The sequence below is a fragment of the Pseudomonas sp. CC11G genome (assembly GCF_056174845.1).
This window is the reverse complement of the sequence record NZ_JBWBZC010000001.1, coordinates 883142-897008: the sequence shown is the minus strand read 5'-3', so window position 1 is coordinate 897008 and position 13867 is coordinate 883142. Positions and strand designations below refer to the sequence as shown.

14 protein-coding genes and 2 pseudogenes are annotated in these 13867 nt (G+C 61.0%); 3 read left to right on the top strand and 13 right to left on the bottom strand.

From position 1 onward, the window contains the following. Window positions 1–74: 74 nt before the first annotated feature. From moaE to AC0V2S_RS04185, 5 genes and pseudogenes are all read right to left on the bottom strand, one after another. Window positions 75–533 carry a molybdopterin synthase catalytic subunit MoaE gene (gene moaE / locus AC0V2S_RS04205; RefSeq protein ID WP_475508631.1) on the bottom strand — a complete coding sequence of 153 codons (459 nt, stop codon included), beginning with the start codon at window positions 531–533 and terminating at the stop codon, window positions 75–77. Window position 534: 1 nt separating this feature from the next. Next, window positions 535–783 carry a MoaD/ThiS family protein gene (locus tag AC0V2S_RS04200; protein WP_475508630.1) on the bottom strand — a complete coding sequence of 83 codons (249 nt, stop codon included), beginning with the start codon at window positions 781–783 and terminating at the stop codon, window positions 535–537. After that, window positions 783–1259, bottom strand: a complete 477-nt coding sequence (gene moaC, locus AC0V2S_RS04195) for a cyclic pyranopterin monophosphate synthase MoaC (RefSeq protein ID WP_475508629.1) — start codon at window positions 1257–1259, stop codon at window positions 783–785. The genes AC0V2S_RS04200 and moaC overlap by 1 nt, the downstream gene beginning before the upstream one ends. A gap of 167 nt (window positions 1260–1426) precedes the next feature. After that, window positions 1427–2593, bottom strand: a pseudogene (locus AC0V2S_RS04190) (IS3 family transposase); the annotation flags it as partial. A gap of 110 nt (window positions 2594–2703) precedes the next feature. After that, window positions 2704–3600: a DMT family transporter gene (locus AC0V2S_RS04185; protein WP_475508628.1), complete on the bottom strand. Its 897-nt coding sequence runs from the start codon at window positions 3598–3600 to the stop codon at window positions 2704–2706. Between the two features lie 147 nt (window positions 3601–3747). On the opposite strand from AC0V2S_RS04185, the gene AC0V2S_RS04180 reads away from it, so the two are divergent. Then, window positions 3748–4623, top strand: a complete 876-nt coding sequence (locus AC0V2S_RS04180; RefSeq protein ID WP_475508627.1) for a helix-turn-helix domain-containing protein — start codon at window positions 3748–3750, stop codon at window positions 4621–4623. 124 nt (window positions 4624–4747) lie between these two features. On the opposite strand, the gene AC0V2S_RS04175 is transcribed toward AC0V2S_RS04180, so the two are convergent. From AC0V2S_RS04175 to AC0V2S_RS04145, 7 genes are all read right to left on the bottom strand, one after another. Continuing rightward, entirely contained in the window at window positions 4748–5071 is a 324-nt protein-coding gene (locus AC0V2S_RS04175; RefSeq protein ID WP_475508626.1) for a DUF3325 domain-containing protein, read from the bottom strand. Then, the gene (locus tag AC0V2S_RS04170) at window positions 5071–6642 is read right to left on the bottom strand and encodes a PepSY-associated TM helix domain-containing protein (protein ID WP_475508625.1); all 1572 of its coding nucleotides are present in this window, start codon (window positions 6640–6642) and stop codon (window positions 5071–5073) included. The genes AC0V2S_RS04175 and AC0V2S_RS04170 overlap by 1 nt, the downstream gene beginning before the upstream one ends. Beyond that, entirely contained in the window at window positions 6639–6965 is a 327-nt protein-coding gene (locus AC0V2S_RS04165) for a DUF3649 domain-containing protein (protein ID WP_475508624.1), read from the bottom strand. Before AC0V2S_RS04165 ends, AC0V2S_RS04170 begins: the two co-directional genes overlap by 4 nt. 20 nt (window positions 6966–6985) lie before the next feature. Further along, a complete protein-coding gene (locus AC0V2S_RS04160) occupies window positions 6986–9421 on the bottom strand; it encodes a TonB-dependent siderophore receptor (RefSeq protein WP_475508623.1) in 2436 nt (811 codons plus the stop codon). A gap of 150 nt (window positions 9422–9571) precedes the next feature. After that, window positions 9572–10519 (bottom strand): FecR domain-containing protein, encoded by a 948-nt coding sequence (locus AC0V2S_RS04155; RefSeq protein ID WP_475508622.1) that lies wholly within the window; start codon window positions 10517–10519, stop codon window positions 9572–9574. Further along, window positions 10516–11022, bottom strand: a complete 507-nt coding sequence (locus AC0V2S_RS04150) for a sigma-70 family RNA polymerase sigma factor (RefSeq protein WP_475508621.1) — start codon at window positions 11020–11022, stop codon at window positions 10516–10518. Before AC0V2S_RS04150 ends, AC0V2S_RS04155 begins: the two co-directional genes overlap by 4 nt. 76 nt (window positions 11023–11098) lie before the next feature. After that, window positions 11099–11371, bottom strand: a complete 273-nt coding sequence (locus AC0V2S_RS04145) for a DUF3509 domain-containing protein (RefSeq protein ID WP_475508620.1) — start codon at window positions 11369–11371, stop codon at window positions 11099–11101. A gap of 476 nt (window positions 11372–11847) precedes the next feature. On the opposite strand from AC0V2S_RS04145, the pseudogene AC0V2S_RS04140 reads away from it, so the two are divergent. Next, window positions 11848–12057: pseudogene (locus AC0V2S_RS04140) on the top strand (DUF3509 domain-containing protein); the annotation flags it as partial. Between the two features lie 37 nt (window positions 12058–12094). Here AC0V2S_RS04140 and AC0V2S_RS04135 read toward each other — a convergent pair. Beyond that, a complete protein-coding gene (locus tag AC0V2S_RS04135; protein ID WP_475508619.1) occupies window positions 12095–12595 on the bottom strand; it encodes a phosphate-starvation-inducible protein PsiE in 501 nt (166 codons plus the stop codon). 196 nt (window positions 12596–12791) lie between these two features. Between AC0V2S_RS04135 and AC0V2S_RS04130 the strand changes: the two genes are divergently transcribed. Further along, window positions 12792–13787 (top strand): MBL fold metallo-hydrolase, encoded by a 996-nt coding sequence (locus tag AC0V2S_RS04130; RefSeq protein ID WP_475508618.1) that lies wholly within the window; start codon window positions 12792–12794, stop codon window positions 13785–13787. Window positions 13788–13867 lie beyond the last annotated feature (80 nt).

Below are 13867 nucleotides of genomic sequence, written 5' to 3'. Positions count from 1 at the left end.
TTGAGCCGAAGGCGAAGCCCAACATTCGCGGCGTAACGGATAACACCGTTGGGCTTCGCTGCGCTCAACCCAACCTACGGCTGTTTATACCAGCGATTGGCGGCGTCTTTATCACTGCACTTGCCTTCCACCCATCGCGGCCCATCGGGCGTGTCTTCCTGCTTCCAGAACGGCGCGCGGGTTTTCAGGTAGTCCATGATAAAGGCGCAGGCGTCGAAGGCGGCCTGGCGGTGGGCGCTGGTGGTGGCGACGAACACGATGGGTTCGCCCGGCTCCAGACGGCCGATGCGGTGAATCACCTCCACCTTCAGCAGCGGCCAGCGCTGCCCGGCTTCATCGGCGATCTTGCCGAGGGCTTTTTCGGTCATGCCGGGGAAGTGTTCGAGGAACATGCCGGACACATCCCGCCCGTCATTGAAGTCGCGTACATAGCCCACAAAACTCACCACCGCGCCCACGCCGGCATTGGCGGCGTGCATGGCGTTGAGTTCCAGGCCTGGGTCGAAGGCGGCGGTCTGTACGCGAATGGCCATCTCAGCCTCCGGTGACGGTGGGAAAAAAGGCCACTTCATCGCCATCGACCAGCGGCTCGTCGAGGCTGCACAGTTCCTGATTGCGCGCGCACATCAGGTTCTGCTCGGCCAGCACCTGCCACACGCCGCCACGGGCCAGCAGGTGCAGGCGCAGGGCGTCGAGGGTGGTGAAGGCACTGGCGTTGTTGAGTTGCTCGGCGTCGATACCGAGGGCTTCGCGGTAACGGGCGAAATACTGCACGCGAATCATCAGTTGTCCTCGTCGGCCTTGAAGTGGCCGCTCTTGCCGCCAAGTTTTTCCAGCAGGCGCACCGACTCGATGACCATGCCGCGGTCCACGGCTTTGCACATGTCGTAGATGGTCAAGGCCGCGACGCTGGCGGCGGTGAGGGCTTCCATTTCCACCCCGGTCTGGCCGGCCAGTTTGCAGCGCGCCTGAATACGCACGCAGTCATCACCCTCGGCACTCAGCTCGACTTTGACGCTGGTGAGCATCAGCGGGTGGCACAGGGGAATGAGGTCGGAGGTTTTCTTCGCGGCCTGAATGCCGGCGATGCGCGCCACGGCGAAGACGTCGCCCTTGGGGTGGCCGCCGGCCTGGATCATTTGCAGGGTTTGCGGCTGCATGCGAATGAGCGCTTGGGCTACGGCTTCACGGGAGGTCACCGCTTTGTCGGTGACATCGACCATATTGGCGCGGCCTTGGGAGTCGAGATGGGTTAACACGGGGGTGCTCCGTTGGAAGAGCGGGGATTGTAAACCCGTGGGTCAGATTTTGGTCAATGGGCGTTTCAAGCTCAAAGGCCCCTCTCCCCTAGCCCCTCTCCCGCAAGCGGGCGAGGGGAATCTAACCGCGTTCGACGCGACCTACTCGGTCAGGCCTGAAGTGGTCAACTAAAACTAGACACCGGTTTAGGTTTAACCAGCCAGCGCTTCGCGCGCTGCTGGTGTTTGGTATTCGTTGTAGCTGTGTGGGCGTTGATGGTTGTAGTACTCGGTGATGTAACGCAGAACATCGCGCTCGGCCAACTCCTGCGTTGTATACCCCAACGAAGGGATCCATTCTGACTTGAGGCTCCTGAAGAAACGCTCCATAGGTGCGTTATCCCAGCAGTTACCCCGCCGACTCATGCTCTGGCGAATCTGATAACTCCAAAGCAATTGGCGAAACGCCAGGCTGCTGTAATGGCTGCCCTGGTCAGAGTGAAAAAGCAGTCCTTGAGGGCATCCGCGAGCCTCAAAGGCGACGCGCAAAGCGCGTTTCGTAAGCTGCGAGTCCGCCCGATCAGAGATGGCCCAGCCGACAATTCGTCGTGCATGTAGATCCATTACAACCGCCAGATAGATCCAGCGCGCGCCAGCCCAGAGGTAAGTCACGTCGCCGCACCACACTTGGTTTGGCTTGCTGGTGGTGAACTGGCGATTCAGTTCATTGGTGGCAATAACGCTTTCACCGTCTGCTTGACGGTACTTATGGCGGCGATGTTGAGTACTGAACAAACCGGCTTCCTGCATCAAACGCCCAGCGAGAAAACGCCCAACCTTAAATCCCTCTTTGCGCAAGGCCGCCGAAAGACTCCTCGCGCCCGCAGATCGCCGGCTTTGAGCATGCAATGTCATTGCACGCTGGCGCAAAAGATCACGCTGCAACGACTCCTTTTTGCGGCTCTGACGCTCAGCATAGAGGCTGCTGCGGTTCACTTCGAACAAGCGACAAAGCAGTGCACAAGGGTATTGCTCGCCCAATGCCTCGACCAGGTGAACTAGTCGAGCGCGCCCGACATCAAGAGAGCGGTAGCCTTTTTTAGAATCTCTTTCTCCTGCTCCAAGCGGCGAACCTGCTTTTCCAGATCCTGAATGCGCCGCTGCTCAGGCGTCAGAGCCTTGCTGCGCTCAGGTGTTCGGCCGTTGCGCTCAAGCGTTAATTGTTCGACCCAACGGCGCATGGCCGTTTCTCCCACACCCATCGCCTTGCAGGCTGCCGGTACTGAGTAGCCCTGGTCCACAACCAGACCCGCTGCTTCCAGTTTGAATTCCGAACTAAACACTCTTCTGTTCATATCCACCTCTGCTGTGGGCGAATCTTAACGCCCTATCGAGGTGTCCAGAATCATTAGGCCACTTCAGCCCCCTCTCCCGCTCGCGGGAGAGGGCTGGGGAGAGGGCTGCGTTACCGCGCCAACACCGCCCCTACCACCACCTTGGGCTTCCTGAACACCAACACATTCCCCACCATCACCAACCCCAGCCCCATCAACGCCGGCGCCGTCCATTGATAGCCTTCGACAAACGCCGAGATATTCAACGCCACCACCGGAAACAGCACGGTGCAGTACGCCGCCCGGTCCGCGCCCATGCGCCCTACCAGCGTCAGGTAAGCGGTAAACCCAATCACCGAACCCGGAATCGCCAGGTACACCAGCGAGCTGACGTACTGCGTACTCCAGTCGAAGCTCAGTGGGGTGCCGCTCACCAGGCAGTAGCCGGTCAGAATCAGCGCGCCGTAGAGCATGCCCCAGGCGTTGGTGGTCAGCGGCCGGTAGCCGGCTTTCTGTTGCAGGCTGGAGAGCATATTGCCGGCGGAAAAACATAGGGTGCCGAACAGGGCCAAGGCCAGGCCGATCAGGGTTTCGCGGCTGGCGGCATGGCCGGCCAGTTCCGGCCAGAACAACAAGGCCAACCCGGCCAGGCCCAGCCCGCCGCCGGCGAGCACGTTCACGGCGATGCGCTGGCCAAAGAACACCCGCGCATTCAGCGCGTTCCACAGCGTGGCGGTGGAAAACACCACGGCGATAAGGCCGCTAGGGATCCACTGGCTAGCCGTGTAAAAGCACATGAAGTTGATGCAGAACAGGCACAGCCCCTGGGCCAGGCACAGCAGTTGGGCGCGGCGGTTTAACGGTTGCAGACGACGGCTCAGCAGCAGAATGGCAAACAGCACCAGCGCGGCCAGGCCGAAGCGGTAGGCAATGGACAACGGAATGGCGACGTTGCCGACTTGCAGTTTGATGGCGATCCAGGTGGTGCCCCAGATCAGCACGGTAAGCAGGTACAACGAGAGGTTCATGGCAAGGCTCCTGAGCAATGCCGGCAGTCTGCTGGGGCGGCCTAAACGGCGCTTGCACAAACTTGCGCTTATTTACCGACGGTGGCTGGCAGCGCCCTACGCGGGCGTTACCATAGCCGTCATCGCCACTCGCCCAAGCTCAACGCCATGTCGCAACTTCCGCACATTCAGGTGTTTCAATCGCTCAACGACTCGCCGCACTCGCAGTTGGAGCATTGTGCCGAGTTGGGCGATGGCCTGACCGCGGCGATGTGGAGCAATTATCACGATGCGCGCGAGTACCAGGGACCGAGCCATCACACGCTCTCGTGCTACCTGGAAGGCGGCACCGGCACCTTCCGCCGCGACAACCCAGGCGTAAAAGGCGCGCCGGACAAGCTGTGCATCATGCCAGCCGGCCACGACTCCTCTTGGGTAATCAACGGCGATATCCGCCTGGCGCACCTGTATATCAGCCCAGAGCGGTTTGCCCTGAGCGCCGTGACATTGCTGGACCGCGAGCCACGGGAAGTGGAATTGCGCGAAAGCACCTTTGTCGATGACCCGAAGCAAGCGGGCCTGTTTCGCCAACTCACGGCGCTGAACTGGAACGAGCCTGGGGAGCGTTTGCTCACCAGCAGCCTGGCCCACGAAATGATCAGCCATGCTTTGCTCAACCAGGTGGGCCAACGGCAGAACCTGCGCTTGAAAGGCGGCCTGGCCCCGGCGCTGCGCCGGCAGTTGCGCGATTACATTGAAGCGAATCTGAGCGAGGCCATCAGCCTGGGGCAATTGGCGGGGCTGGCGGCGTTGTCGGAATACCACTTTGCGCGGATGTTCCGCGAAAGCTTTGGCGTGCCGCCGCACCGTTATCTGCTGGCGCGACGGTTGATGCGGGCACAGCAGCTACTGAAGGAAACCGCCCTGCCGCTGGGCGATGTGGCGTTGGCCTGCGGGTTTGCCAGTGCCAGCCATTTCAGCAACCGGTTTCGCGCGGCGCTGGGTGCGACGCCGGGGGATTATCGGATGGCGTTACGCCCGTAACGCCCTCAAAAACCGTCATTCCCGCGAAGGCGGGAATCCAGATTGGTGCAGGAGTCTTCGGTAGCAGGACGATTCTGGATCCCAGCCTGCGCTGGGATGACGGTGCGAGGGGTGAGTTTATCGATCAGGCCAAAAGGGCCAACAACCCACCCAACGGCAACAACCCACCCAGCGGCAGCACCCAACGGCTGCGCCAGGCCAGCAGCAGGCCAACCGTCAAACCGGCGAGCATCAGTTGCAGCAGACCGGTAATCAGCCCCAGCTCTACGCCCACTGCCGCAATATTGCAGGTGAGGCCCAGCGCCAGCAGCGCCACGGCCAGCACGCGCAAAGCTCGCGTGCGCACCAGTGACGGCGCCTCGTTCAGCAGGGTTTTATGGTGACGGTTCATTGCCAGGCTCAAGCTGGTCATGCCCACGTAATTCAGGGCGAATGCGAGCAGCAACATCAGACGCTTTCCTCTGCCAGTTCACGACGTTCACGTTTTACCCGTTTCGGCGCCTGGGCCTCAGCGGCTTTGGGGGCGCGCCAGGCCAGCCGGGCGTAGACCAGGCCGACGGCGAAGATGGTGAGGTCTACGCCCGCCAGGTGCCAATCACCCCGGGCCAGCGCCGCGCTCATGGCGCCCGGCATGCCGGTAAGCACGTCCAGCGCCGGCAACCCCAGGGCCAGCACGGCGCCGACGGCGAACAGGTTACGACCGACCTTGCCGCTGTTGCGTCGGGCAATGGCGAACAGTGCCACCGCTACCCAGGCGCCGATAAACACATAGGCTTCCCAGTGCGAACGCAGGTTGACCGTCGCCGGAATCAGCCGGTTGCCGTACAGCAGCGCCAGGCTGGCAATCGGCAGGCCGCCGATCACCGCGCCGTTCATGGCCCGTACAAAACCAATGCCCCAACCGCCTTTGGCTTCGCGTTTACGCAGCCAGACTTGCAGGCCGCCTGCCACCATGGCGCAGCCCATCAGGCCCAGGCCCAGGTACAACCAACGCACGATGGTGCCGCCGAACTGGGCCATGTGCACATTGGTCAGCCAGGCATAGGCGGTGTACCCCGGTTTATAGGGTTTTTGCTCGTGCAGGAAAGCACCGGTGGTGGCGTCGTAGGAAATGGTCCATTGGAAGTCGACAACACGGGTGCGGTCGTAGCGGCGCACGTCCACTACCGCCGCCTTGTCGCCCGGATGGTGCACGCTGATCCAGCCGGTCTGCCCGCCGCCCCAGCGTTTCTGCGCATCGGCCACCAGGCGATCGATCGACACGGCATGGTCGGTTTTGCGCTTGAGTTCTTCGCGGCCGAACTGGCCCTGTACTTCGTAGAACATCTTCTCGATGTCGCCCTTGTAGCCCACCTTCAGGCCCGCCGGCATATAGAAGCTGACGAATATCGCCAGGCCCGTGTAGGCAATCAGCAAGTGAAACGGCAAGCCGACCACGCCGAACAGGTTGTGCGCATCCAGCCAGGCGCGCTGGCCGTTGGCGTCGGGGCGCAGGGTGAAGAAGTCTTTGAAGATCCGCCGGTGAATGATGATGCCGCTGACCAGCGCCACCAGCATGAACATGCCGGCGATGGCGACGATGTACATGCCGAGCATGCCGCCAAACAGGTTGTAGTGCAGGGTGAACCAGAACGTGCCGCCGAGGGTTTCGGGCAGCGCTTCGCCGGTTTGCGGGTCGAGGGCAAAACTCACGAAGGGGTCGATTTCGTTGGCCGGTTCATAGCCCGCCAGCCAGAACGGCTGACGGTCGTCGGGCGGCCGCATCCAGATGGCGTGCGGGGTTTTTGGCGCTTTGTTGAGCAGGAAGGTTTTCACCTGATCCGCGCTCAACGTGTGTTCGCCCACCGCGTGCAAGCTGGGGCGCATCCACACTTCCAGTTCTTTGTCGAAGCAGGCAATGCTGCCGCCGAACAGAATCACAAACAGCAACCAGGACGGCAGCAAGCCGCCCCAGGTGTGCAGCCCGGCCATGGCTTGGCGCAGGCTTTTGGTTTTTACCGGGGTGTCTGCCGCGCTCATTTTCGTGCTCCAAAATCACCCGTTACATAGGCGGCCAGGAACAGCACCAGGCTCAGCCCCACCAGCACCAGCCAGGCCCGTACGGCCGAGCGGGCGGCGAAGGCATAGATGATGGCGGTGGCGTACACGATAAAACTCGCCAGGCTCGCGAACACCACACGGTCACTGCGCACCAGCGGCAGGTAAACGGTGAGAAACATCGTGCAGGTGTACGCCAGGCCGTAGCCGGCAAAGATGGCCGCGACGATGCGCGACGCCGTCGCCCAACCTGGAGACGAACTCCAGGCCTTGGCGGCGGTTTTGGTAGAGATAGCGTTACTCACGGGACTCCTTCAATGCAGCGTTACCAGTCATAGGTAGCGCTTGCCGTTACTGTGCGCCCATAGCCGAAGTAGCAGGCTTGCTCGGTGCACGAGCTGTAGTATTCCTTGTCGTCCAGGTTGCTGGCGTTCACCGCCAGTTTCAGGCCGTCGATTTTGTAGTGCACGCTGGCGTCGAACAAGGTGTAGCCGCCAGTTTCCACGTTGATGATGCGCGGGCCGTACAAGCCGTACAGGGCGTTGCGGCCGGTGTACGAAGTTTCGCCGGTGTAGCGCGCACCAAAGCCCACGCCCAGGCCGGCCAGCAGGCCGCTCGGCTGGGTGTAGTCGAGCCAGGCACCAGCCGATTCACGCGGCACGTACGGCATGCGGGTGTCTTCTTCCCAGGCGTTGACGCTTTTCTGCACGCGCGCATCGGTGCGGCTGTAGTTGGCGGTCAGGTCCAGGCCTTCGGCAAGGCTGGCCAGCGCTTCGATTTCAAAGCCTTTGCTGCGCACTTCGCCCACCTGACGGATATCGGTCGGGTTGTTGGGGTTGGTGCTCACCACGTTCTGCTTGGTGATATCGAACAGCGCCACGCTCACGAAGCTGCGCGCGCCTTCAGGCTGGAACTTGATGCCCACTTCGTACTGCTTGCCGGTTTCCGGTTCGAACGGTTTGTTGGAGACCGGGTCGACGGCGGTGGTCGGGTTGAACGACTCGCTGTAGCTCACGTATGGCGCCAAGCCGATATCGGAGACGTACACCAGACCCACGCGGCCGGTGAAGGCTTCGTCGTCGCGGCTGACGCTGCTGCCGTTGAGGTTGCTGTCGGTGTCGCCCTTGGCGATGTCGTAACGGCCACCGAGCAACAGGTTCCAGTGCTCGTCGAACTTGATCTGGTCCTGGGCGTAGAAGCCGGTCTGGCGACGCATGATGTCGTTGTCGGCATCTTTGGCTGGCAGCGCCACGCTCAGCCCGTATTGCGGGTTGTACAGGTCCAGCGTCGGGCCACGGCCAAGGCGGCTGATTTCATGGTCGTCGAGGCGACGCCAGTCCATGCCCAGCAGTAGGTCGTGGGCCAGGGGGCCGGTGGCGAAGTTGGCCTCGGCCTGGTTATCCAGCGACCAGGCGTTGAACTGCTCGTCTTTGACGTTGGAAGTACGGGTCAGGGTGCGGCCGTCGAAGCGCACGCCGTCGTTGTTCAGGTAGCGGTAGTAGTAATCCATGTTTTCGTAGCGCAGGTTCTGGCGCAGCGACCACACGTCATTCAAACGATGGGACAGTTCATAGCCAACGGTGGCCTGGGTGCGATCGAACTTGTTGAAGTTCGGGTCGCCTTCGTAGAACTCGCGGTCGCGGTTGCCTTGCAGGCGGAACGCTTGCATCAGCTCGGGCGCAAACGCGCGGCTGAAGGCGAAGTTGCCGTCGTCCTTCTGGTAGGTCGCCAGCAGGGTCAGCTCGGTGTCCTCGGTCGGGCGCCAGGTGAGGGTCGGCGCGAAGGCTTGGCGGCGGTTGTCGGTTTTGTCGACCTGGCCGTTCATATCGTTGCCGAGCATTGTCACGCGGTAAGCCAGGGTGCCCTGGTCGTCCAGCGGGCCACCGAAGTCGGCGGCGAGTTCGCCCAGGTCGTCGGTACCGGCCCGTACGCTCACTTCATGCAGCGGGGTATCTGGCGCGCGCTTGCTCACCAGGTTCACCACCCCGCCCGGCTCGCTCTGGCCGTACAGCACCGAGGCCGGACCGCGTAGCACTTCGACGCGCTCGAGCAGGTAAGTGTCGGGACGCATGATGCCGTAGGTGCTACGGGCCAGCGGCAGGCCGTTGACGAAGGTGGAGCTCTTGGCGTCGAAGCCGCGCAGGCTCCTCCAGTCGTAACGCGGGTCGTAGCCATAGGGCACGCTGACGCTCGGGGTGTAACGCAGGGCTTGTTCGACGGTGGTAACGCCGCGGGCGTCCATCTGTTCGCGGCTGACGACAGAAATGGATTGCGGGGTTTCCAAAATCGAGGCGTCGGTTTTAGTGCCCACGCGGGTGCGCTTGGCCACATAGCTGCCAACCGGGCCGACTGGGGAATCGGTCTGGGCATCGCCTGCAATGGTTACTCCCTCCAATTCCGCCTTGCCCTCGTTCATGCCTGCTGGTGCCTTTTCAATGCGGAAACTGCCGTCGGTGGCCTGCACCGCGCGCAAACCGGAACCGCCGAGCAACTGGGCAAAGCCCTGTTGCACCGGGTACTGGCCATTGAGCCCGGCACTGTTGCGCCCGGCGGTTAGCTGCGGGTCGAAGCTGAGCAGCACCCCGGCGCGCCGGGCGAAGGCGTTCAAGGCGTTGTCCAGCGAGCCCGCAGGAATCTGGTAGTTCTGGGCGGCGGGCGCAGCAGTGACGGCGACCGGCAACAAAGCCAGCGGCAAGCTGGCGCCAAGCAACGCCACGCGCACGGCGCGGGCCAGGAAATGCGGAGTGCAACGAACGGCCATGAACGAATCCTTCGGCTAGAAAAAGTGGTTAGCGGAAGGGAGGCCGTGCGAATCCGAAAAACCTGCAAAACTTTTTACGAATTATTTACAGTTGCGACGAAATTGCAATCAAGGCGCGACCAAAAGGTGCTTTCGCAGATGTAACAGCGTTTAAGCCGGCATCAGCGTGACCCACCAGCGGGTGCGATAGACGACCTGCACGGGCAAGGTTCTGGCAACCGCTTGCAAGGCCCGCTCGCTTTCATCCAACGGGAAAACCCCGGAGATACGCAGCTCCGCCACCGCAGGGTCGCAGCGCAACATGCCGTGGCGCTGACGATTCAGCTCGGCAGTGAAATCGCCCAAGCGCATTTCCCGCGCGACCAAGACTCCGTCGATCCAACTGCTGCGTTCGTTCTCGGCCGGTTGCGCCGGCATTACCCCGTCCAGCCCGAACCGGGTTTGCCAGCCCTGGCTCACCACACTGGCCGCGCTGCCATTACCGGGGTGCACTTCCACCGCGCCGGCATACACCGCCAGGTCACACAACTCGCCCTGCTCGCGCACCAGAAAACGCGTACCCAAGGCGCGCAAACGGCCTTGGGCGGTGTTTACCCAGAACAACCGGCGCTGCGGGTCGGCGGCGGTTTCGATAAAGATCTCGCCTTGCAGCAGGCGGATCAGGCGTTGCTCACTGTTGTACTGAATATCCACGGCGGTGCTGGCGTTGAGGTGCAGACTGCCGCCGTCGGGCAAGGTGATTTTGCGCCGCTCGCCCACGCCGGTGCGGAGGTCGGCCAGCCAGGGCTGCAGGCTAGTGGTGTGGGTAGCGATTACCCCGGAGCCGCCGGCCGCGATCAACACGGCCAGGGCCTTAAGCGCGCGGCGGCGTTGCGGGTCGTGGCGGGCACTGTCCAGCGTGGCATGGCCGATACCCGGCGTAATCGCCGCGAAGCGCCCGCCCAGGGCATCCAGACGCTGCCAAGCCAGTTCGTTATCCGGATGTTGCGCGCGCCAGCTCTGACAGGCGTTGAGTTCGTCCAGCGCACAGGTGCCGGAGGCCAGGCGCACGCGCCAGGCGATGGCTTGCTCCACCACGGCCATATTCAGTGCCGTCATAGGTAGAGCGCCTTGTAGCAGTGGCTGTAGGCCAGGGTCATATATTGCTGGATGGAGCTGATGGACAGACCCATGCGTTCGGCAATCTGTGGATAAGTCAGGCCATCGAGCTGCGACAGCAAAAATGCTTCGCGCACGCGCGGCTTGAGGCCGTCGAGCAGGCGGTCGATTTCAATCAGGGTTTCCAGCACCAGCGCGCGGGATTCCGGCGACGGCACTTCCGGCTCCGGCAGGTTGGCCAGGGCGTCGAGGTAAGCGCGTTCCAGGCTGGCACGGCGGTAGTGGTCCACCAACAAGCCACGGGCGATGGTGGCGAGAAAGGCGCGCGGTTCGCGCAGCTCTTTGCTTTCTCGCTGCAGCAGCACGCGCACGAAGGTGTCTTGCGCGAGGTCCGCGGCGTTATGCGGGCAATCGGTGCGTTGGCGCAGCCAGCCATTCAGCCAGCGATGGTGGTCGTGATACAGCGCAGTAAGAAAGGAGGAAAACGCGGATTGAGCCGGCACAGCATCCACCTGAATGGGTGACACGTTCTTAAATGCGAATATATTTCATTTAAGACATAGTGTCACGCATGCCGGTTTAGGCCAGCGTTTCGTTCGCTGCCGGGCTGAGCTTGCCCAGGCACGAAAACCCGCGGCCCTGGTCGATGGCCAGGCCAAAGCGAATGCTGATAATCACCTGTTCAAGCTTCTCCACATCCGCCAACTGGTCGCAGCTAAGCATGCGTTGAGCCACGCGGCCCTGATCGTTGGAAAGGGAAAGCATGGCGCTGCCATCGTCGCTGCCAATGCTGAAGCGCACCAGGAACTCATCCTTAAAGGAGTCGCTGACATATTTGAAAGGATTGACCATGGCCTCATACCTCGGTTGTTCGATTGCCTGACATTCCCTTCGCAAGTCAGGGGCCAAGTTTGTAACCAAGTCGACAAACGGTCGTGAATGAAAGGATTTGCGTCGTTATTTATCCGACTCGCCAGTTCTAACCGGCAAAACTGGCCATTCGCCTTCACATTTTCTTCACAAAAAATGCACCGTAAACAATCACTTGCCCTGTAACTGGGCAGTTAATTAGAGCGACAAAAGCAGTCAAAAAAAGTGCCGGAGAATTTTTTATTCGCCGCTGTTTGGTCGTTTTTACAGAGCCGTCTACGCTGATTACCTGTGTCGCAAAACTTCTTGTCCGAAGGCTAGAACTTTGTACGAGCGCGACCGGTCAACAACCAAGACTTGAATAACAAGACTTGCCTAACTGGTGTGCAAACCAGGCTGTTTTAACTACCTGCCACTGCCAAGTTTTATTCAGCCCTTTAGCAAACAGGTAATGGACTATGCACAATCCCTTTCAGTTACTGACCGAAGCGTTCCACCCGCAATACCGCGTCAACCTGAGCATCGAGCGGCTCGATGGCAGCATCATGTTGACCTTGTCTGAAGAGCAGAACGTGGTGGCCAAACGGCTGATCAGCCCGGCCCAGCGCAATGACGAAACACGGATGCGCAACGTGATCCGCTCGTTGCAACAACGCATCGAACTGGAACACGCCGCCGTCTGAAACAGCCCACCAAGCACAGCGCCTAGTCGGTATCCGCAGCCTCGGCTTCTGCCGAGCGCGAGGACGAAGCGCTTTTGCTTTCCGACTTGCTAGGCGTCACCGACGGAAAGTTGGACGACGCATAGCGCACCACCAGAATCGCCAGGGCCAATAGCAGAATCGCGCCCGATACATACACCACGCCCATATCCGGACTCTGATGGTGCGACACATCGGAAATCAGCAGCCGTGTGAGCGCCGTAATCGCCACGTAAATCAGAAAGCGCACCGGCATATGGTTGGTCTTGAAGTAGATGCCGACCATGGCGCCCAACTCCAGGTAAATGAACAGCAGCAGAATGTCGTCCACCGTGATGTGGCCCTTCTCGATCATCTGCAAAAAGGCGGTGACCGCCGCCCACGCCGTGATGCCACCAATGCCGAACAGCGCCAGATAGTGAAAACCTTCCACCAAGAGATCGCCCAATGACTCGGCCAGGCCGTGCATGGATTGTTTCAGGTTCTCTGCCCATTTGATTTTCAACGCGGTGCTTCCTTGTGGTGGTCCGACCCAGGCTACGGGCGACATATGTCATGCAGGTTAGAGGCCATGGACGACCGCTCGAAACAGTCTGTCACAGCAGTTTCGCTGGACAGGGGGGCATTTTCCCGGCGATAACTTCTGCCCTGCCCAAGTCCGTCTATCGTGGTTGGGAACACATTCCGCCGGGAGCCTCGCGATGAAAAACCCACTGTGCTGCACGACGCATCAGGCGCTGCTGCTGATTATTCTGGCCGTGATGTGCGCGTTCAGCCTGCTCCATCCGGGCCTGGCGATTGCCGCGCCGGTGGCCAAACAGAACACCCAGGTGCCCGGTTACTACCGTTTGGCGCTGGGCGATTTTGAAGTGACGGCCCTTTACGACGGCTACAACCTGATCAGCAACAAACTGCTTAAAGGCGCCAGAGCCGAAACCATCCAGAGCTCCCAGGCGCGGCGCTTTCTGGATGCCTCCAACGGCGTGCAAACCGCGGTCAACGCCTTTCTGATCAATACCGGCGAGCACCTGGTGCTGGTCGACAGCGGCGCGGGCAAGTGCCTTACCGACAAGCTCGGCAATGTTCAGCGCACCATTGAGGCGGCCGGCTACAAGGCTGAGCAAATCGATACCGTGCTGCTTACCCATATGCACCCTGACCACGCCTGCGGCCTACTCGACAGCAACGGTGAACGGGCTTTCCCCAACGCCACGCTGATGCTCGACAAAACCGAAGCAGACTATTGGCTAAACCCGGAATTACTCGCCAAAGCACCGGCCGACAAACAAGCGCGCTTGAAGATGATTGCAGCCAGCGCGGCGCCTTATAAAGCGGCCGGAAAATTGCAGCTGTTTGCCGATGGCGCCGAAGTATTGCCCGGTGTGAAAGACGTGGCGCTGCACGGCCATACGCCGGGGCACAGCGGCTATATGTTTACGTCCAAGGGGCAGAATCTGTTGGTGTGGGGCGATGTGGTGCACAGCTATTCGATTCAATTCGCCCACCCGCAGGTGGCGATCGATTTCGACAGCGATTCCAAACAAGCCATCGCAACCCGCAAACATATTCTGGCTGAAGCCGCGGCCAAGAAATTTCTGGTGGCCGGCGCTCACCTGCCCTTCCCCGGCATCGGCCATGTGCGCCTGCGCGAGACAGGCTTTGCCTGGGTGCCGATTGAGTACGCGCCATTGCCATGAGGCTGATGGCCTAGATTTCATCGCGTGACTATTCAAGGGCGAGCCAAAGCTTTATGCTCGCCACCTGTATAAATACACAG

Excerpts from the sequence above, each read along its gene's own strand:
- AC0V2S_RS04175 (WP_475508626.1), bottom strand. The coding sequence starts at position 5,071 with ATGTTGCTGCTCGCATTCGCCCTGAATTACGTGGGCATGACCAGCTTG.
- AC0V2S_RS04180 (WP_475508627.1), top strand. The coding sequence starts at position 3,748 with ATGTCGCAACTTCCGCACATTCAGGTGTTTCAATCGCTCAACGACTCG.
- AC0V2S_RS04130 (WP_475508618.1), top strand. The coding sequence starts at position 12,792 with ATGAAAAACCCACTGTGCTGCACGACGCATCAGGCGCTGCTGCTGATT.
- moaE (WP_475508631.1), bottom strand. The coding sequence starts at position 533 with ATGGCCATTCGCGTACAGACCGCCGCCTTCGACCCAGGCCTGGAACTC.
- AC0V2S_RS04185 (WP_475508628.1), bottom strand. The coding sequence starts at position 3,600 with ATGAACCTCTCGTTGTACCTGCTTACCGTGCTGATCTGGGGCACCACC.
- AC0V2S_RS04170 (WP_475508625.1), bottom strand. The coding sequence starts at position 6,642 with ATGAGCGCGGCAGACACCCCGGTAAAAACCAAAAGCCTGCGCCAAGCC.
- AC0V2S_RS04145 (WP_475508620.1), bottom strand. The coding sequence starts at position 11,371 with ATGGTCAATCCTTTCAAATATGTCAGCGACTCCTTTAAGGATGAGTTC.
- AC0V2S_RS04160 (WP_475508623.1), bottom strand. The coding sequence starts at position 9,421 with ATGGCCGTTCGTTGCACTCCGCATTTCCTGGCCCGCGCCGTGCGCGTG.
- AC0V2S_RS04155 (WP_475508622.1), bottom strand. The coding sequence starts at position 10,519 with ATGACGGCACTGAATATGGCCGTGGTGGAGCAAGCCATCGCCTGGCGC.
- AC0V2S_RS04200 (WP_475508630.1), bottom strand. The coding sequence starts at position 783 with ATGATTCGCGTGCAGTATTTCGCCCGTTACCGCGAAGCCCTCGGTATC.